This window comes from Serratia sp. BW106, assembly GCF_002607755.1.
In the GTDB taxonomy this organism is placed as follows: domain Bacteria; phylum Pseudomonadota; class Gammaproteobacteria; order Enterobacterales; family Enterobacteriaceae; genus Serratia; species Serratia proteamaculans.
The window spans coordinates 58,636-77,407 of record NZ_MCGS01000006.1 but is presented as its reverse complement, the minus strand read 5'-3'; the positions used below and the strand labels follow the sequence as shown (position 1 = coordinate 77,407).

14 protein-coding genes are annotated in these 18,772 nt (G+C 57.0%); 7 read left to right on the top strand and 7 right to left on the bottom strand.

Features of this window, described 5'->3' with window-relative positions; genetic code table 11:
• Positions 1–102: 102 nt before the first annotated feature.
• Together sbcC and sbcD are read right to left on the bottom strand one after the other, a co-directional pair.
• Complete coding sequence (gene sbcC / locus BEI65_RS04595) at positions 103–3,354, bottom strand: exonuclease subunit SbcC (protein ID WP_099062318.1); 3,252 nt, start codon at positions 3,352–3,354, stop codon at positions 103–105.
• The gene (sbcD, locus tag BEI65_RS04590; protein WP_099062317.1) at positions 3,351–4,583 is read right to left on the bottom strand and encodes an exonuclease subunit SbcD; all 1,233 of its coding nucleotides are present in this window, start codon (positions 4,581–4,583) and stop codon (positions 3,351–3,353) included. The genes sbcC and sbcD overlap by 4 nt, the downstream gene beginning before the upstream one ends.
• A 201-nt stretch (positions 4,584–4,784) precedes the next feature.
• Here sbcD and phoB point away from each other — a divergent pair, with 201 nt between their 5' ends.
• From phoB to proY, 6 genes are all read left to right on the top strand, one after another.
• The gene (gene phoB, locus BEI65_RS04585; RefSeq protein ID WP_020825449.1) at positions 4,785–5,474 is read left to right on the top strand and encodes a phosphate response regulator transcription factor PhoB; all 690 of its coding nucleotides are present in this window, start codon (positions 4,785–4,787) and stop codon (positions 5,472–5,474) included.
• 24 nt (positions 5,475–5,498) lie between these two features.
• Positions 5,499–6,815: a phosphate regulon sensor histidine kinase PhoR gene (gene phoR, locus BEI65_RS04580; RefSeq protein WP_085115417.1), complete on the top strand. Its 1,317-nt coding sequence runs from the start codon at positions 5,499–5,501 to the stop codon at positions 6,813–6,815.
• Between the two features lie 15 nt (positions 6,816–6,830).
• Positions 6,831–7,769, top strand: coding sequence for a PstS family phosphate ABC transporter substrate-binding protein (locus tag BEI65_RS04575; protein WP_099062316.1), 939 nt, complete (start codon positions 6,831–6,833; stop codon positions 7,767–7,769).
• A 211-nt stretch (positions 7,770–7,980) separates the two neighbouring features.
• Complete coding sequence (locus tag BEI65_RS04570) at positions 7,981–9,087, top strand: cobalamin-independent methionine synthase II family protein (protein ID WP_099062315.1); 1,107 nt, start codon at positions 7,981–7,983, stop codon at positions 9,085–9,087.
• Between the two features lie 446 nt (positions 9,088–9,533).
• Positions 9,534–10,853 (top strand): branched-chain amino acid transport system II carrier protein, encoded by a 1,320-nt coding sequence (gene brnQ, locus BEI65_RS04565; RefSeq protein ID WP_099062314.1) that lies wholly within the window; start codon positions 9,534–9,536, stop codon positions 10,851–10,853.
• A 71-nt stretch (positions 10,854–10,924) separates the two neighbouring features.
• Positions 10,925–12,331, top strand: coding sequence for a proline-specific permease ProY (gene proY, locus BEI65_RS04560; protein ID WP_099062313.1), 1,407 nt, complete (start codon positions 10,925–10,927; stop codon positions 12,329–12,331).
• Between the two features lie 57 nt (positions 12,332–12,388).
• Here proY and BEI65_RS04555 read toward each other — a convergent pair whose 3' ends face one another.
• From BEI65_RS04555 to BEI65_RS04540, 4 genes are all read right to left on the bottom strand, one after another.
• Positions 12,389–12,676 (bottom strand): HigA family addiction module antitoxin, encoded by a 288-nt coding sequence (locus tag BEI65_RS04555; RefSeq protein WP_099062312.1) that lies wholly within the window; start codon positions 12,674–12,676, stop codon positions 12,389–12,391.
• Positions 12,676–12,954 (bottom strand): type II toxin-antitoxin system RelE/ParE family toxin, encoded by a 279-nt coding sequence (locus BEI65_RS04550; protein WP_099062311.1) that lies wholly within the window; start codon positions 12,952–12,954, stop codon positions 12,676–12,678. The genes BEI65_RS04555 and BEI65_RS04550 overlap by 1 nt, the downstream gene beginning before the upstream one ends.
• A gap of 91 nt (positions 12,955–13,045) precedes the next feature.
• Positions 13,046–13,309 (bottom strand): hypothetical protein, encoded by a 264-nt coding sequence (locus BEI65_RS04545; RefSeq protein WP_099062310.1) that lies wholly within the window; start codon positions 13,307–13,309, stop codon positions 13,046–13,048.
• A gap of 131 nt (positions 13,310–13,440) precedes the next feature.
• A complete protein-coding gene (locus tag BEI65_RS04540) occupies positions 13,441–14,706 on the bottom strand; it encodes a mechanosensitive ion channel family protein (protein ID WP_099062309.1) in 1,266 nt (421 codons plus the stop codon).
• A 249-nt stretch (positions 14,707–14,955) separates the two neighbouring features.
• Here BEI65_RS04540 and malZ point away from each other — a divergent pair, with 249 nt between their 5' ends.
• The gene (malZ, locus tag BEI65_RS04530; RefSeq protein WP_099062307.1) at positions 14,956–16,779 is read left to right on the top strand and encodes a maltodextrin glucosidase; all 1,824 of its coding nucleotides are present in this window, start codon (positions 14,956–14,958) and stop codon (positions 16,777–16,779) included.
• 64 nt (positions 16,780–16,843) lie between these two features.
• Here the strand turns inward: malZ and ggt are convergent, their stop codons facing one another.
• Positions 16,844–18,607 (bottom strand): gamma-glutamyltransferase, encoded by a 1,764-nt coding sequence (gene ggt / locus BEI65_RS04525; protein WP_099062306.1) that lies wholly within the window; start codon positions 18,605–18,607, stop codon positions 16,844–16,846.
• Between the last annotated feature and the right edge of the window lie 165 nt (positions 18,608–18,772).

The following is an 18,772-nucleotide window of genomic DNA, read 5'->3' as shown; positions in this document are numbered from 1 at the left end:
TAACAATCCTGTTATCAGCCGCATCATAACCTTTGTCCGTAGTGGCTCAATGCTTTTGAGCGCGGACTGCCGCCGCGGTCACATTTCTTAGTCAGTGCAGCATTATTCCAGGCGGAACTGCGGCTCCAGCCGGCTGATGCCGAGGCCGTTAACCTTTTTCACCTTAATCTGCACCGGAATGCGTTCTTTCATGGCTTCAACGTGGCTGATCACGCCAATGGTTTTCCCGGAGGCGTTCAGGCTGTCGAGGGCGTCCAGCGCGGTATCCAGGGTTTCTGCATCCAGCGTGCCAAAGCCTTCGTCGAGGAACAGCGAGTCGATGCTGGTCTTGTGGCTGACCAGATCGGACAGCGCCAATGCCAGCGCCAGGCTCACCAGGAAGCTTTCACCGCCGGACAGGGTGCGGGTATCGCGCAGCGCATCCGCCTGCCAGGTATCCACCACCTGCAGCTCCAGCGCGTCGCTGGTTTTGCGTTGCAGCAGGTAGCGCCCATGCAGCCGCCCAAGCTGGTTATTCGCCAGATACACCAGGTGATCGAGCGTCAGCCCCTGGGCAAACTTGCGGAATTTATCGCCCTCTTTGGAGCCGATGAGCTGGTTGAGATAGCTCCAGTCGTCGTACTGGCTCTGGCTTTGACTGATTTGTTCAAACAGCGACTGCTGATTGATGCGGCGTGCGGCATCGCTTTCTAACTGATTGCGCACCTCACCCTGGCGTAGCTGCAGGGTTTTTAACTGCTGTGCCAGCGCTTCCAGACTTTGGCTCAGGGTCTGGGGATCGACCTGACTCTCATCCAGCCCTTCGGGGCGCTGTTGTTGGTGCTGCTGCAGGCTGTCTGTGGCCTGGGCCAGCAGGGCGCTGGCTTCAACCTGACGCTGTTGCAACTGCTCTTTACGCTGTTGCAATTGCTGGCGCTGGTGGTCATCCAACAGCGCGGCGCTAAAGGCGGCCTCGTCGCTGAATTCACTAGCGGCCAGCGCCTGTAGCCACTCTTGCTCTGCCTGCTGCAGCCGTTCGGTCTGTTGCCGCAGTTGCTGCTGTAGTACGGCCAACTGGCCGCTCAGACGATCGCGTTGCTCCTGGGCTTTCTGCCATTGTTCGGCCGCCTGCTGGCTGGCCTGCTCACAGGCCGTCTGGCGGGCGCGTAACTGTTCGCGTACCTGCGTGATTTGCTGTTCACCAAACAGGGCCAGCCGCTGTGCACGCTGCTCACCGAGGGCTTGTTCACCTTCCTGCCACTGCTGCTGCAAGCGCTGCTGTTGCAACTGGGCTTCGGTGTGGCTTTTCTCCAGCAGGGTGAAACGCTCGTCCAGCCGCGCCTTATCTTGTTGCGCCTGCTGCTGTTGTGTTTGCAGTGCGGCCAATTGGTCTTTGGCCTGTTGCACGGCGCGCGACGCCTGCTCGTGTTGCAGCAGAGCAGCCTGACCCAGACGTTCTTCACTGTCGCAGGCGTTCAGCCACTGGCTCAGACGTTCGGCATCCTGCAGGGCAAAATCAAACGCCAGCGGTGTGCTGAGTGTTTGCCACTGCTGCAGGTGTGCGGCCAGCTGCTGCTCGTCTTGCGCGATGAGTTGCTGTTGGCGTTGTTGCTGTTCTTTCAGGCTTTCGCAACGGGTGCGCAACTCGGTGCCCTGAGTATACAAAGCCTCGGTTGTAACGCGCATCTGGGCCAGGCGTAATGCGGTTTCAGAAGGTTTTACCGCCTGATACTGCTCAATGGCCGGATGACTGCTGGAACCGCACAGCGGACAGGGTTCACCGGTTTGCAGACGAGCGCGTTCGGCCTCCAGGCTGACAATGCGCTGTTCCAGCTCGAGGGCTTTCTCCACGTCCAACTGGTGGGCTTTTTGTTGTTTATACTGCTGCCGCGTCTCTTCGAGCTGTTTTTCATGGTTGCCGAGTTGCATCTGCCGGGCGGCAAATTCTTTACGCTGTTGCTCCAGCCGCTCGCTGACCTGACTGAACAGCGAGGAGAGGGTGAATAACTGCTGGCGCACCGGACGCAGCTCGGCCAATTCGGTCTGACGCTGACGCAGCGCCGCCAACGGGGACTGGGCTTCCAGCGCATTTTGCCGCTGTTGCTGCGTTGCCAGCGCGGCGGTGAGGCCGTTAAGCTTTTCCTGATGCTGTCCGGCCTGTGCGGTTAACTGGGCTCGCTGAAGCTCGAGCTTTTCCAGCTCCGCTTTTTGCAGTGCGTATTGCTGGATGGCGTTAGTGCAGGCCTGTTGCAGTTCGGCCTGGGTTTTTTGCCACTGGGCGATCTGGTTATCCAGCGGAACCACTTGCTCGTCGATCACACGCTGCTGAGTCTGCTGGTATTCAACATGCGCCTGCAGTTGCGCGCGCGCTTGTTCTACCGCCTGTTGCAACGGCGCCATCTGGGCAAGCTGTTGCGCCTGCTGCTGCGTCAACTGGGCGACCTGCTGTTGCAGCGCCTGTTGATCGTGGCGGCAGCGGTTACGTTCGTTAAGCAGCGGTCGCAGTTTTTCTGCCGGTTCGCTGCGCGCTAACTGCTGCAGTTGCGGTTCGGCCGCGGCCTGTTCCTGCTGTGCAGCGCTCAACTGGCGTTGGTATTCCTGCTGCTTGTGCTGCGTCTGTTGCCACTGCTGTAACCAGTTCAGCGCCTGCTGCTGCTGGCGGGTCTGTCCGCTAAGGGTATTTTCCTGCGTCCCCAGCTCAACCAACTGATTTTCCAGTTGCTGACGCTGTTCGTCATTCAGCAGTTCAATGCCGCTGGCGCGTTGGTGCAGTGCATCCAGGTCGGCCTTGGCCTGCTTATGCTGTTCGAAAACCCGCTCGGAAAGCTGGCCGTAGATCTCGGTGCCGGTCAGTTCTTCCAGTAGTTCGGCGCGATCGTTGGCGTCGGCATTGAGGAAGGCGGCGAACTGCCCCTGGGACAGCATCATCGATTTGGTAAAGCGGCCGAAATCCAAGCCGGTGATCGCGGCGGTCATATCCAGCTTGTCGCGCACTTTGTCTGCCAGGATCTTGCCGTCTTCACGCAGCGCCAGTTCGACCTTTGGTGCCTGCAAATTGCCGTCCGGGGCATTTTTGGCGCGTCGTTGGCTCCAGAAAGCACGGTAGCCGACGCCTTTAACTTCAAATTCGACCTCAGCCAGCGATTCGGCGGTGTGGCGCGTCATCAGCTCGTTTTGGCTTGGCGTGACGTTAAGGCGCGGCGTTTGGTGGTACAACGCCAGGCAGATGGCATCCAGCAGGGTAGTTTTGCCCGCGCCGGTGGGCCCGGTGATGGCGAACAACCCATTACTGGCAAAGGGTTCAGCGGTGAAGTCGATCTTCCATTCGCCCTGCAATGAATTGAGGTTTTTTAATCTCAGGCTGAGAATTTTCATTGGCTCGGCTCCTGGTCGTTATGCTGAACGGCCGCGACCACCTGCTGGAACATTTGGCTCATTCGCTGCCGACGTTCTTCAGCCATTTCAGGCTCCTGCGCCAGTCGCCGCTCGAACACCTCATTAACACTCAGTTCGTTTAGCGTTTCTTTGTCCTGCTGTTCAATCGCCTGGCGGCGTTGTTCTTTGCTGCGGCGCAACAGCACCACTTCTACCGGCAGCTGATCGGCCAGGAGCTGGATGCGGCGCTGAATGTCGCTAAGGTAATCCTGCGTTGCCACTTCGATATCCAGCCACACCGGTAATTCACCCTGATAATCGGCGAACTGCCGCAATTGTTGCTCGATCTGCGCCAAATCGCCCTTGATAAGCTGCATGGGCTGGAAGCTGGGGATCTCCAGCGCGCTGACCTGTTGCAGGGCACCCGCGCTGAAATCCACCATAAACACGCTTTTGGCCTTGCCCAACTCGTCAAAACTGAGGGGGATCGGCGAGCCGCTGTAGCGAATATGTTCGGATTTGGCGACGTTTTGTGCACGGTGAATATGCCCCAGCGCGATGTAGTCGGCCGGTGGGAAGGCCTGCGCCGGAAAGGCGTCCAGCGTACCAATATAGATATCGCGCACCGAGTCGGAGGTGGTGACGCCCACGGTGGTCAGGTGGCCGGTGGCAACAATCGGCAGGGGCAAGCCCAGCGCGTCACGGCGTGCACAGGCCGCCTGATACAGCGTTTGATAATGGTCGGCGATGGCCTCTTGCAGCGCCTGCTGTTTTTGTACCCCGGATTCCCCGGCGCGGCTGGTGAGCAAATCGCGCGGGCGCAGGAACGGGATGGCGCACAGCACCGCGCCCGGCTGGCCGTCGCGCTGATTCAGCACCAGGATTTGCTGTTCGGTTTCGCTCTGTGCGTTGGCAATCACGGTGGTATTCAGGCAGGAAAGCAATTCACGCGATTCATTTAAGGTTGCCACAGAGTCGTGATTGCCGCCCAACACAACCAATTGGCAGCCGGTGCGCTGCAGCTCGACTACAAAACGGTTATACAGCTCGCGGGCATAACTTGGCGGCGAGCCGGTATCGAACAGATCCCCGGCGACGATCAGCGCATCCACCTGCTGTTGTTCGATCTGCTCGATCAGCCAGCGCAGAAAAGCCTGATGTTCGGCGGCGCGGCTTTTGGTGAAAAAATACTGGCCAAGATGCCAGTCAGAGGTGTGGATCAGGCGCATGACACTCCCAGGGCGATAGAGTAATGGCAGGGATTATAAAGGGAATATGATGTTTCTGCGTGACTAGAAATAATCGCTATGCTTACTGCCTACAACAGGCAGGTTTTTTCATGGCTATTTATTTCATAAATCTGTCACAAAACTGACGCATAATGGCGACCGCAATCAACTGTGATCGCTAACACATTGGCAGGATTGACGATGGCAAGACGCATACTGGTGGTGGAAGACGAAGCGCCGATCCGTGAGATGGTGTGCTTTGTGTTGGAACAGAATGGTTACCAACCGTTGGAAGCTGAGGATTATGACAGCGCAGTGACGCGCCTGTCTGAGCCGTTCCCTGATTTAGTGTTGCTCGACTGGATGTTACCCGGAGGCTCCGGCATTCAGTTTATCAAACATATGAAGCGTGAAGCGCTGACCCGAGATATTCCGGTGATGATGCTGACTGCCCGCGGTGAAGAAGAAGACCGGGTACGTGGTCTGGAAGTCGGGGCGGATGATTACATCACCAAGCCCTTCTCGCCAAAGGAACTGGTGGCACGCATCAAGGCGGTCATGCGCCGTATTTCACCGATGGCGGTGGAAGAAGTGATTGAAATGCAAGGGCTGAGCCTGGATCCTTCTTCACACCGGGTGATGGCCAACGAACAGGCGCTGGATATGGGGCCGACCGAGTTCAAATTACTGCACTTCTTTATGACCCATCCTGAGCGTGTTTATAGCCGCGAGCAGTTGCTTAATCACGTCTGGGGCACTAACGTTTATGTGGAAGACCGCACCGTTGACGTGCATATCCGTCGACTCCGTAAGGCGTTAGAGACCAGTGGTCATGACAAAATGGTTCAAACCGTTCGGGGCACCGGCTACCGATTCTCAACGCGCTACTGATCGCGCCGCGCTGGAGAATATGCCGTGCTAGAACGTCTATCCTGGAAGAGGCTGGCCCTGGAGCTGGCCCTTTTCTGCCTGCCTGCCTTACTGCTGGGGCTGATTTTCGGCTATCTGCCCTGGCTGCTGCTGGCCTCCGTGCTGGCGGCGCTGGTATGGAATTTCTACAACCAACTCAAACTTTCCCACTGGCTGTGGGTTGATCGCAGCATGACGCCACCCCCTGGCCGCTGGAGCTGGGAACCGCTGTTTTACGGCCTGTACCAGATGCAGCAGCGCAACCGTCGCCGGCGTCGTGAGCTGGCGCTGTTGATCAAACGTTTCCGCAGCGGAGCGGAATCGCTGCCCGATGCGGTGGTGATGACCACCGTCGAAGGCAATATCTTCTGGTGTAACGGTTTGGCGCAGCATCTGTTGGGTTTCCGCTGGCCGGAAGACAATGGTCAGCACATCCTTAACCTGCTGCGTTACCCGGAGTTCAGCCACTATCTACAACAGCAGGAGTTCTCCCGGCCGTTAACCTTGCAGTTGAACAATGAACATTACGTCGAATTTCGTGTGATGCCTTATTCCGAAGGGCAGTTGCTGATGGTGGCGCGTGATGTCACCCAGATGCGCCAACTGGAAGGTGCGCGACGCAACTTCTTCGCTAACGTCAGCCACGAGCTTCGCACTCCGTTGACGGTGTTGCAGGGCTATCTGGAGATGATGAGCGACGAAGAGCTGGATGGCTCGCTGCGCGGCAAGGCGCTGGGCACCATGCAGGAGCAGACCCGACGAATGGACGGGCTGGTCAAGCAGTTGCTGACGCTGTCGCGGATTGAGGCAGCGCCTAATGTCGAAATGAACGAACGGGTCGATATCCCGCTGATGCTACGGGTGCTGCAACGCGAAGCTCAGTCGCTGAGCGGGGGCAACCATGAGATTACTTTCCGGGTGAACGAGCAGCTCAAGGTCTTCGGTAACGACGACCAACTGCGCAGTGCGGTATCAAACCTGGTGTATAACGCCGTCAATCATACGCCGAACGGCACCAATATTGAGGTGAGCTGGCAGCAGACGCCAAATGGAGCGCAGTTCCAGGTCAGTGATAATGGGCCGGGCATCGCTGCCGAGCATATTCCGCGCCTGACCGAACGCTTCTATCGCGTCGATAAGGCCCGTTCACGCCAGACCGGCGGCAGTGGGTTGGGGCTGGCGATCGTCAAGCATGCTCTCAGCCACCACGACGCGCGGCTGGAGATCCTCAGTGAGCAGGGCATCGGCACCCGATTCATCTTTACCTTGCCTAACCGGTTGATTGTTCCCGCAGCTTTGTCAGAGAATGCGGTGAAAAATTAACGCGGAGAGGCTGGTATGAACCGAATGACCCGAGGGCTGTTGCTTTGCCTGGCGCTGCTGGCGAGCCGTGGCGCGTTAGCGCAGCCGGATGGCATGCTGTCCGGCAACCTGTCGAGCGTCGGTTCCGATACGCTGGCCAATCTGATGGCGCTGTGGGCGCAGGACTTCAGTCAGCATTACCCCAACGTTAATTTGCAGATCCAGGCAGCAGGTTCCTCGACCGCGCCTACCGCATTGGCGGCAGGTGCCGCGCAGCTTGGCCCCATGAGCCGCCCGATGAAAGCGGCGGAGGTGTCGGCTTTCGAACACCGTTATGGCTATGCACCGCTGGCAGTACCGGTTGCTGTGGATGCGCTGGTGGTGCTGGTGCATCAGGACAATCCGCTGCGTGGTCTTAACTTGCAACAGCTTGACCGGATTTTCTCCGCGACTCTACGCTGTGGCGAAAACCGACCGTTGACGCGCTGGGGAGAACTGGGGCTGAGCGGCGATTGGCAGCAGCGCACTCTGCAGCGCTTTGGTCGCAATTCGGCCTCCGGTACCTACGGCTATTTCAAACTGCGTGCGCTGTGTGGTGGTGACTTTATGCCACGGGTCAATGAATTGCCCGGCTCGGCCTCGGTGGTACAGGCGGTGGCCGGTTCGTTGAACAGTATCGGCTACGCCAGCATCGGTTTTCGTGCCAGCGGCGTGCGGCTGTTGCCCCTGGCGGAGTCCGGCGAAAACTATGTTATCCCCAACGACACCAACGTGCGCAACGGCAGCTACCCGTTGTCACGCTATCTGTACATTTACATCAACAAAGCCCCCAACCAGCCGTTGGAGCCGCTGACCGCCGCATTTCTCGATCGCGTGCTGTCCGATACCGGACAAAACCTGGTGAACCACGACGGCTATCTGCCGCTGCCGTCGGCCACCCTGAAGAAAACCCGCCTGGCATTAGGCCTGAAATAAACTTCTCCCGGGGTGCGGCCACGCGCCCAACATGAATTTCTCTCACTACCGATGAAATTTCTTCTATTGCTGCCCGGCAGTCGATATGACAGCATGCTGTTTATTGGATTTCTAGACGTCTGGATGTCTATTGTAACCCAGCGTAATAGTTCACACCGTAAATTACTGAGGCAAAGGCCCGATCTTTTGCCTGCCACCGGGAGTCATAAATATGTGCGATTGCAATCACGCTTTTCACGCTGACGTTGTCGGCAGCCTGTTGCGCCCTGAGGCGCTGAAAACTGCTCGCCAACAGTTCCAGCGGGATGAAATTAATGCTGACCAACTGCGTGCGGTTGAAGACGAGCAGATCCGTCTGGCGGTGGCCAAACAGAAAGATCTTGGCCTGGCGGTGGTGACCGACGGCGAATTTCGTCGGGCGTGGTGGCATTTTGATTTTCTGGAAGGGCTGGACGGCGTGGAGGGTTATGACGCGGAGCAGGGGATCCAGTTCAACGGCGTGCAAACCCGGGCGCGCAGTATCAAGGTGGTCGGCAAGCTGGGTTTTAACCCGCAGCACCCGATGCTGGCAGATTTTCGTTTCCTGAAGGCGACCGCCGGTGATGCGGTGCCGAAAATGACCATTCCCAGCCCGAGCGTGCTGCACTTTCGCGGCGGGCGCAAGGCCATAGACAGCCAGGTTTACCCGGATCTGAACGCCTATTTTGACGATCTGGCGCAGACCTACCGCGACGCGATCAAGGCGTTTTATGACGCCGGCTGCCGCTACCTGCAACTGGATGACACCGTTTGGGCCTATCTGTGCTCGGACGATCAACGGCGGCAGATCCGCGAGCGCGGAGAAGATCCGGATCGTCTGGCGCGTATTTACGCGGATGTGTTGAATGCAGCGATCGCCGACAAGCCGGACGATCTGATCATTGGTTTACACGTTTGCCGCGGCAATTTCCGTTCCACCTGGATCTCCGAAGGCGGCTATGAGCCGGTGGCGGAGATCTTGTTTGGTCAGGTGAATATCGATGCCTTCTTCCTGGAGTACGACAATGAGCGCTCCGGCGGGTTCGAGCCGTTACGTTTTATCAAACCGGGTAAACAGCAGGTGGTGCTGGGGTTGATCACCACCAAAAACGGCGAGCTGGAAAATCCTGAACAGGTGAAACAGCGTCTTGAGGAGGCTGCGCAATTTGTCGATCGCCGCCAACTTTGCCTCAGCACCCAGTGCGGTTTTGCCTCGACCGAAGAGGGCAACAGCCTGAGTGAATCACAGCAGTGGAATAAACTGCAAAGCGTGGTGAACATCGCCCGACAGGTTTGGTAACGGCGAAAATCCCGCCCAGAGCGCGCGGAAATTGGCTGTTTATTGGCGTTTTCGCGCGGTCATTCGCCTTAGGCTTCACGTTTTGTGAATGTGTCGCTCAAAAATGATACAAATCATGTATTGTATATTTATTGATAGCCACTATGATCGACTGGCCCCGAAAGATTATCTGGTCTATAACTCTGCTTTTTGTCATGCGCCTTGCCTTTCAACGCTATAAACGTTTAACTTAGCCTCCGTTGTCGGACTAAACCTCCATTTATAACTCTTAAAACTCTGCCCATCATCATGAGTGGTCACTTTCGAATAAGGACAAAACGCCGGACGTTATGCGTTTTCTGCTCTTATTGGTCTCGCGATGAAATGGCAAGCCGGCAACCGGGTGGGGCATAACGCCACCACGTATCGGGCACTTTTTTTCATTTGAACAGGCAACACGACATCGTATGAGTCATCGTTTAACGTCAAAAGATATTATCGCATTGGGTTTTATGACCTTTGCCTTATTCGTCGGCGCCGGGAATATCATTTTCCCGCCGATGGTCGGTTTACAGTCCGGTGATCACGTCTGGACCGCAGCTATCGGCTTCCTGATCACCGCCGTCGGTCTGCCGGTGATGACCGTGATTGCGCTGGCACGCGTCGGTGGCGGTATTGACGCCCTGAGCACGCCGATTGGCCGCCGCGCCGGTCTGCTGCTGGCGACCGTCTGTTATCTGGCTGTTGGCCCGCTGTTCGCTACCCCGCGTACCGCGACCGTCTCCTTCGAAGTGGGGATTGCACCGCTGACCGGTGATGGCGCCATGCCGCTGTTTATTTACAGCCTGGTGTACTTCGCCCTGGTGATCGCCATTTCTCTGTATCCGGGCCGCCTGCTCGATACCGTGGGCCACGTATTGGCACCGCTGAAAATTGTTGCGCTGGGCGCGCTCGGCATCGCCGCGCTGGCCTGGCCTGCAGGTACGCCAATTCCGGCGACCGAGGTTTATCAGAACGTTCCATTCTCTACCGGCTTCGTTAACGGCTATCTGACCATGGATACGCTGGGCGCGCTGGTATTCGGCATCGTCATTGTTAACGCCGCGCGTTCCCGTGGCGTGAAAGATGCCAAATTGCTGACGCGTTATACCATTCTGGCGGGATTGATCGCCGGTGTGGGCCTGACGCTGGTTTACCTGAGCCTGTTCAAGCTGGGTTCCGGCAGCGGCGTATTGGTGCCTGATGCAACCAATGGCGCGGTGATCCTGCATGCTTACGTACAGAATACCTTCGGTGGGCTGGGCAGCTTCTTCCTGGCGGCGCTGATCTTCATCGCCTGTATGGTAACTGCGGTCGGCCTGACTTGCGCCTGTGCCGAGTTCTTTGCCCAATACCTGCCGTTCTCTTACAAGACGCTGGTGTTCATTCTGGGGCTGTTCTCGATGCTGGTTTCCAACCTGGGCCTGAGCCATCTGATCCAGATCTCCATCCCGGTGCTGACCGCGATTTATCCGCCGTGTATCGTGCTGGTGGTGCTGAGCTTCACCCTGCGTTGGTGGAACAGCGCACCGCGTATCATTGCGCCGGTGATGTTAGTCAGCCTGTTGTTTGGTATCCTTGACGCGGTGAAAGCGTCTACCTTCCAGCACTTCTTGCCGGAGTGGACCAATCACCTGCCATTGGCGGATCAGGGGCTGGCATGGTTGCCGCCGTCGCTGTTGATGCTGGTGCTGGTCGCGATTTATGACCGGGTTTGTACGCGCTCCGAAGTGACCGCGCACTCCTGATTCCCCGGCTAAATTTTGGGCCACGGACTTGTCCGTGGCTTTTTTACGTTTAAAAACCACGGGTTATTTTCATGCAACAACAGTCACCCGCCGCCCCCGCGGCCAATAAGCTGAAACGCGGTCTCAGCACGCGTCACATTCGCTTTATGGCTCTGGGTTCGGCTATCGGCACCGGTCTGTTCTACGGCTCGGCGGACGCGATTAAAATGGCCGGCCCAAGCGTTTTGCTGGCGTACCTGATTGGCGGCATCGTCGCCTTTATCATCATGCGTGCGCTGGGCGAGATGTCGGTCAACAACCCGCAGGCCAGTTCGTTTTCACGCTACGCGCAGGACTACCTTGGGCCGATGGCCGGCTATATCACCGGCTGGACCTACTGTTTTGAGATCCTGATTGTCGCCATTGCCGACGTGACCGCCTTTGGTATCTATATGGGCGTCTGGTTCCCTGAGGTACCGCACTGGATTTGGGTGCTGAGCGTGGTGCTGGTGATTGGTGCCATCAACCTGATGAGCGTGAAGGTGTTCGGTGAGCTGGAGTTCTGGTTCTCATTCTTTAAAGTGGCCACCATCATCATCATGATTGCTGCCGGTATCGGCATCATCATTTGGGGGATTGGCAACGGCGGTCAGCCGACCGGTATCCATAACCTGTGGTCTAACGGCGGCTTCTTCAGTAACGGCTTTATTGGCATGATCCTGTCGCTGCAGTTGGTGATGTTTGCCTACGGCGGTATCGAAATTATCGGCATCACCGCCGGCGAAGCCAAGGATCCGAAAACCTCGATTCCCAAGGCCATCAACTCAGTACCCTGGCGTATCCTGGTGTTCTACGTCGGTACGCTGTTCGTCATCATGTCGATTTACCCGTGGAACCAGGTGGGCACCAGCGGCAGTCCGTTCGTGCTGACCTTCCAGCACATGGGCATTACCGTGGCGGCGGGTATCCTTAACTTTGTGGTGATTACCGCGTCACTGTCCGCGATTAACAGCGATGTATTTGGCGTTGGCCGCATGCTGCACGGCATGGCCGAACAGGGCCACGCGCCGAAGATATTCAGCAAGGTCTCCAAACGCGGTATTCCGTGGGTCACGGTAGTGGTGATGATGCTGGCACTGCTGCTGGCGGTGTATCTCAACTACATCATGCCGGAAAACGTGTTCCTGGTGATTGCGTCTCTGGCGACCTTCGCCACCGTGTGGGTATGGATCATGATCCTGTTCTCACAGATTGCCTTCCGTCGCAGCCTGAGCAAAGAGCAGGTGAAAAACCTGGCCTTCCCGCTGCGCGGCGGCGTATTTACCTCGGTGGTGGCGATCATCTTCCTGGTGTTTATCATCGGTCTGATTGGCTACTTCCCAACCACCCGCGTATCACTGTACGCCGGTCTGGTCTGGGTCGTGGTGTTGCTGGCGGGTTACTACTTCAAGCTTAACCACCAGAAGAAGCTGGCGGTGCTGGCGCAGCAGCAGGATTAAAAATAAAAACACCGGCCATGCGCCGGTGTTTTTTTATCGTAAGTTCAATCGTGCCCGTTACGCAAAATCCAGCTTACGTAGTTTTGATACATCGATAGTTTGCCTGGCGTGCCAAAGGTCGTAAGCATCCTGCATTCCCATCCATACCCGTTCTGAACTGCCAATGACTATCGACAAACGGATAGCCATCTCTGGGGAAATATCTGATTTGCCGGTAATAAGGCGCTGTACCGTTGATGGCGCTACGTCCAGCGCTTTAGCCAGACCACGAGCGCTGAGCTTTAATGTCTCCATGGTTTCTTTTATCAGCTCTCCGGGATGCGGCGGGTTAAACATTTGAGTCATTAATGGTAATCCTCATAGTTAACGATATAGACGTCACCCTCTGTCAGCTCAAAAGTGATTCGCCAGTTACCGGTTACAGTTATTGACCAGAGCCCGCTTCGATCGCCTGTTAACGAATGCAAAAAGAAACCAGGGAGATCTACATCATTGATTTCCTTGGCCAGGTCCAGCACGCTCAAACGGAGGCTGATTTTTTTCGCCTGTTTGGTATCGATACCCGCCGTTGAACCGGTTTCAAAAAATTTCTTTAGTCCTTTATGTCTGAAGCTTTTTATCATCCTGAAGGCTCCTTGGGTGTTGCGCTATACGCATCATAGTTCTGTGCCGCGTATGACGCAATGAGTTTGACTGTTTTGTAACCTCTTTCGTTTAACGTTTTTCCTCGGGTTCATCGTCGCCGGAGGCTCGGGCTTCGATACGCAGGCTGCCGTCATTCAACTGATCTTCCTTTTCTTCACCTGCTGCGCGCGCCAGCATCTCGCGGATATCCTGCATGTTGCGGCTCAGGGTACTCAGTGCCGGCTGCAAGGTTTGGCTCATACGGCTTTCGTCCACAGAAGCATTGTGCAAGCAGCCGACAAACATCAGGGCGGCCAACAGGGCGAACAGCCGGTGGCGTAATGGTTTCAGCAATCCTCTTTTCCTTCAGCGAGCGATAATCAATGCATTAACGCTGTTTTTAGGCCGAAAGAAAAGCGGGCCGAGACATCCGTTGCCTCTGGGTTGATAGTCATTACCGGCTGAAACAGTTACGTCAGCCTGCGTCAGGAAATCTCCGCCGTTTGTCGCATTTGGCTAAGCATGCTGCGCATGTCGTTGCCGGTTGGCGTTTGGTGCACCCGCAGATCGAATTCATTAATCACCGCCAGAATATGGTCAAAAATATCCGATTGAATACTTTCGTATTCAGCCCAGACCGTGGTGTTGGTGAAGGCGTAAATCTCCAGTGGCAATCCTTCCGGCAGCGGTGCCAGCTGGCGCACCATCAGCGTCATATTCTGATGAATATTCGGGTGGGCGCGCAGATACGCCACCAGATAAGCGCGCAACGTACCGAGGTTGGTCAGGCGGCGGCCGTTGAGGGGGGAACTGAGATCGACGGCAATCTGCTGGTTATGTTGGCTTAACTCCTGCGTTTTATCGTTCAGATAGCGTTGCAGCAGCGGGTTGCGGTTCAGCCGTTGCTGCTCTTCATCCGACAAGAAATGCACGCTGGTGGTGTCGATATTGATGCTGCGCTTGATGCGACGTCCGCCGGATTCGGACATTGAGCGCCAGTTCTTAAAGGAGTCGGAGATCAGCGCGTAGGTCGGGATGGTGGTGACGGTATTATCCCAGTTGCGTACTTTTACCGTGGTCAGGCCGATGTCGGTGACCGCACCGTCCGCGCCGTATTTCGGCATCTCCAGCCAGTCGCCAATGGTCAGCATATCGTTGGCGGAAAGCTGAATGCCGGCCACCAGACCGAGGATCGGATCTTTAAACACCAACATCAGCACGGCGGTCATCGCCCCCAGACCGCTGAGCAGCAGCAGGGGTGACTTACCCATCAGCAGGGAGACGATCATGATGCCAATCAGAATGGCCGCGACCAGCTTCAGTCCCTGAAAAATCCCGCGCAACGGCAACTGGTTTGAAATCGGGCTTTGGCGCAGCATCGCCAACAACGTATCCAGCAGGGAAAACAACGACAGCAGGGCGAAGCCCATGATCCACACCTGGGCGGCGGTGACGATAATTGCCTGGGTTTGACCGCCGGCGTGCAACCACAGCACCGCCTGCAGATTAATGATCACCCCTTGCAGTAACAGCGCCATGCGCTGGAACAGCTTGTACTGGGTGATTGCCTGTTGCCATACGCGCTGCGATTGCTGACCACGGCGCTGGATCGCCTTCAGTACCACGCGGTGCAGCACCAGATGGATCACCACAGAAATCAGGACGATCAGTCCCAGCACCATCAGCAGGGACATCACCCCGCTAAATTCCAGCCCGAACTTCTCCAGCCACAGGGTTATCTGTTGTTGCATTGCCGCTCCTTTAAAAAATGTGCAAAAAATATCCAATACACTCAAAACAGGTTAGCCTAATGGCTGCGGGCCATAATGTGCGTCTTTTTACCCTTTTTTACATAGGCTTGCCGCTGACTGACTATCTCCACCCCCCGGCTCCTCCCCGAGTTTACCGGCCAGAGAGGAGGGGGACTGGCACTCAACGTGGCATTGTTCGTGGCATTGAATAACGTCGTCGATTTCGTTTTGTACAGCAGGAGGAAAGTCATGCTTAACGCCTGGCACCAACCGGTCCCGCCCTTCGTGGTGAAGAAGGGGCAGCGCCTTGATATCACGCTGTGGTTACAGGGGGATGATTTACCCGAACGGGTATTTTTACGTGCCGAACCGGATAACGAAGAATGGCTGCTGACGATGAAAGTGCAGCAGATTGACGGGCTGCATCGCTATCAGGCCAGCCTGACGCTGAATGAGGGCGAGCCGACCCGCCGTTACTGCTTCAAGCTGGTTTGGGCCGATCGTCAGCAATGGTTCGGCCCCCAGGGCTGGTCGGTGACGCCGCCGGGGCAACTGACACAGTTTGCTGTCGATATGCCCGACAGCAGCCCAGCCTGGGTGGCGGATCAGGTTTTCTATCAAATTTTCCCCGATCGCTTTGCCAGTAGCGGGGGGGAACATGGCATTCAGAGCGGCAGCTATCGTCATCATGCGGCCGGTTGCGATGTAGTGCGCCACGATTGGCAGCATCCGCTGGAAGACCACGATGCCGCGTCCACCTTCTACGGTGGCGATTTGGAGGGGATTAGCCAAAAACTGCCTTATCTACAGCAGCTGGGCGTGACGGCGCTGTATCTGAATCCGATTTTTACCGCACCCAGCGTGCATAAATACGATACCGAAGACTATTACCAGGTCGATCCCTATCTCGGCGGTAACGCCGCCCTGCAGCGTTTGCGAGTGAGTACTCACAAGGTGGGAATGAAACTGGTGCTGGATGGGGTGTTTAACCATACCGGTGATTCGCATCCGTGGTTTGACCGCCACCAGCAAGGTGATAACGGTGCTTGCCATCACCCGGATTCACCGTACCGCGGCTGGTTCAATTTCTACCCCGATGGCCGCGCGCTCGACTGGAAGGGCAATGCCAGCCTGCCAAAGCTCAATTTTGCCGAGCCGCAGGTGGCAGAGGCGATTTATCGCGGCGACGGTAGCGTGGTGCGTCACTGGCTGCGGCCGCCGTACAGCATTGACGGTTGGCGGCTGGACGTGGTGCATATGCTGGGTGAAAACGGCGGCGCCACCGGCAACCTGCAACATCTGGCGGGCATTTATCAGGCGGTTAAACAGGAAAACCCGCAGGCTTACGTGCTGGGCGAGCATTTTGGCGATGCGCGTCGTTGGCTGCATGCCGGTGTGGAAGATGCCGCGATGAACTACATGGGCTTCGCTCTGCCGGTGCGGGGATTCCTCGCCGGGCTGGACGTGGCGCACCACCCGGTGCAGATGGATGCGGCGGACTGTGCCCAATGGATGGACGACTACCGGGCCGGGTTGCCGCATGGCCGCCAGTTGATTCAGTTCAACCAGCTGGACAGTCATGACACTGCGCGCTTTCTGACACTGCTGCAGGGCAATCAGGCGCGGATGCGCATGGCGGCGGTGTGGCTGATGAGCTGGATCGGTGTGCCTTGCTTATATTACGGCGACGAGATTGGCCTGGATGGTGCCAACGATCCGTTCTGCCGCAAGCCTTTCCCGTGGGACGAAAGCCAGTGGGATCACAGCCTGTTGGCCCTGTGCCAGCGCATGGCAGCACTGCGTAAACAGAGTCTGGCACTGCGTCGCGGCGGCTGTCAGGTGCTGTATGCTGCGGCAGAAACACTGATATTTGTGCGTCTCTATCAGCAGGAACAGGTGTTGGTGGCGTTACAACGTGGCGGGAGCGGCAAAGTGACGTTGCCGCACAGCCCGCTGCTGGCGGCAGGCCAATGGCAACGTCTGGAAGGGGACGGTGAGTTGAATAATGAGCTGAGCGCGATCTCGCTGCAGTTGGGCGAGGAATCGGTGAGCCTGTGGCGGCGGGTAGGGTAAGGCTGACAGGGGCCGATTTTCCGGCCCCTGGATAAGTTAGTGGGCGTTCACACGCCCAGTCAGATCAATAACCTACGGCGGAACCGGCCGGACGACGAACGTCGTTGGCACCGTACAGGTAGCCTTCGCGCACCTTGCCGGACACCGCAGAGTCATTGCCTGAGTTAGCCGGGCTGACGCCTGCCGCACCTGGCAGGCCAACCAGAATCAGTTCGGCTGCGCCCCAGGGGGTTTGTTCAACCATTTTGTAACCCATACCGCTGAGGATTTTCAGCGTATCGGCAGAAACCCCGCGCTGTTCGTAGTAAACCTCATCCGGCAGCCATTGATGGTGAATGCGCGGCGCATCGACAGCTTCCTGCGGTGCCATGCCGTGGTCGATCACGTTCAGTGCGGTCTGCAGCGTGATGGTGATGATGCGTGACCCGCCCGGCGAGCCGAGTACCATAAAGATTTTATTGTCTTTGGTCACCAGTGTCGGGCTCATTGACGATAGTGGGCGCTTACCGGGGGCAATGCTGTTGGCGGTTCCCTGCACCAGCCCGTAGAGGTTTTTCTCACCCACTTTGACGGTAAAGTCGTCCATTTCATCGTTGAGGAAGAAACCTGTGCCTGGGGCGATCACTACCGCGCCAAAACGACCGTTGACGGTATAGGTGGTGGAGACGGCATTACCCTGATGATCGACAATCGAGTAGTGGGTGGTTTCCGGCTTCTCGTGGGGTTCCATGCCGGGCTGCACGTTCTCAGACGGCGTGGCCTTGTCCGCAACGATTTTCTTGCGGATCTCTTCGGCATAGCTCTTGCTGACCAGCCTGTCGATCGGGTTCTTGATGAACTCCGGGTCGCCGAGGTAGGTATTACGGTCCATATAGGCGTGGCGCATGGCTTCGGTCATGGTGTGGATGGCCGCCGCCGAATTAAAGCCCATGTTTTTTAGATCATAACCTTCAACCACGTTGAGGATTTCGCACAGCGTCACGCCGCCGGAGCTGGGTGGCGGGGCCGAAACAAATTTATAACCGCGATAGCTGCAGGTAATCGGTGGGGTTTCGGTGACTTTGTAATTGGCGAAATCGGCTGCGGTCAGGATGCCGCCGCCCTGTTTGGCGGCAGCCTCAACCGCCTGTGGAATTTTGCCTTTATAGAAGGCATCCGGGCCGTCTTTGGCGATGGCCTCCAGCGTATTGGCCAGGTCGCTCTGCACCAGGCGATCGCCCGGCTGCAACGGCGTGCCGTCCGGGCGCAGGAAGATCCGGGCAGATTCTGGATCCTGTTTAAAGCGCGCGATGGTGGTATCGAGGATATCGGTATCGGCACGGGTCAAAACAAAGCCCTCGCGTGCCAGTTTGATTGCCGGCTCCATCACCTGCTCGCGGCTCAGTTTGCCGTATTTTTTGCGTGCGGTTTCCATGCCCAACACGGTGCCCGGCACGCCTGCAGCCAGATAGCCGTACAGGCTGGCGCCTTTCTTCACGTTGCCTGCGGCATCCAGATACATATTGGCACTGGCCGCTGCCGGCGCGGTTTCACGGAAGTTGATAAAGGTGTCGGTGCCGTCGGCCAGGTGCACCGTCATAAAACCACCGCCGCCAATGTTGCCGCAGCAAGGGTTAACTACTGCCTGCGCATAGCCGACGGCTACGGCGGCATCAATTGCATTGCCGCCCAGTTTCAATATATCCACGCCGACCTGCGAGGCCAGATGTTGCGATGTCACTACCATGCCGTTTTTGGCTTCGACCGCCGGATTGGATGCGGCATACAGGCTGCTGCTGACCAGCAGCGCCGCCATGGTCAGCGGTTTGCTCCATTTTTGTAAAAACATAGTTATTCCTACCCTGTCAGTTTTCTTATTGTGTTTGGCTTGCCTCTCCAGCTGTGCAAAGAGCGGGCCAGCGTTATTGATACTAGTCAGAGTTCAGGGATAGCGCGGAGAACAGCCGGGTAAATGTGAGCGGAAACAAGGAAATGAAGCACACAATGGAGGCGG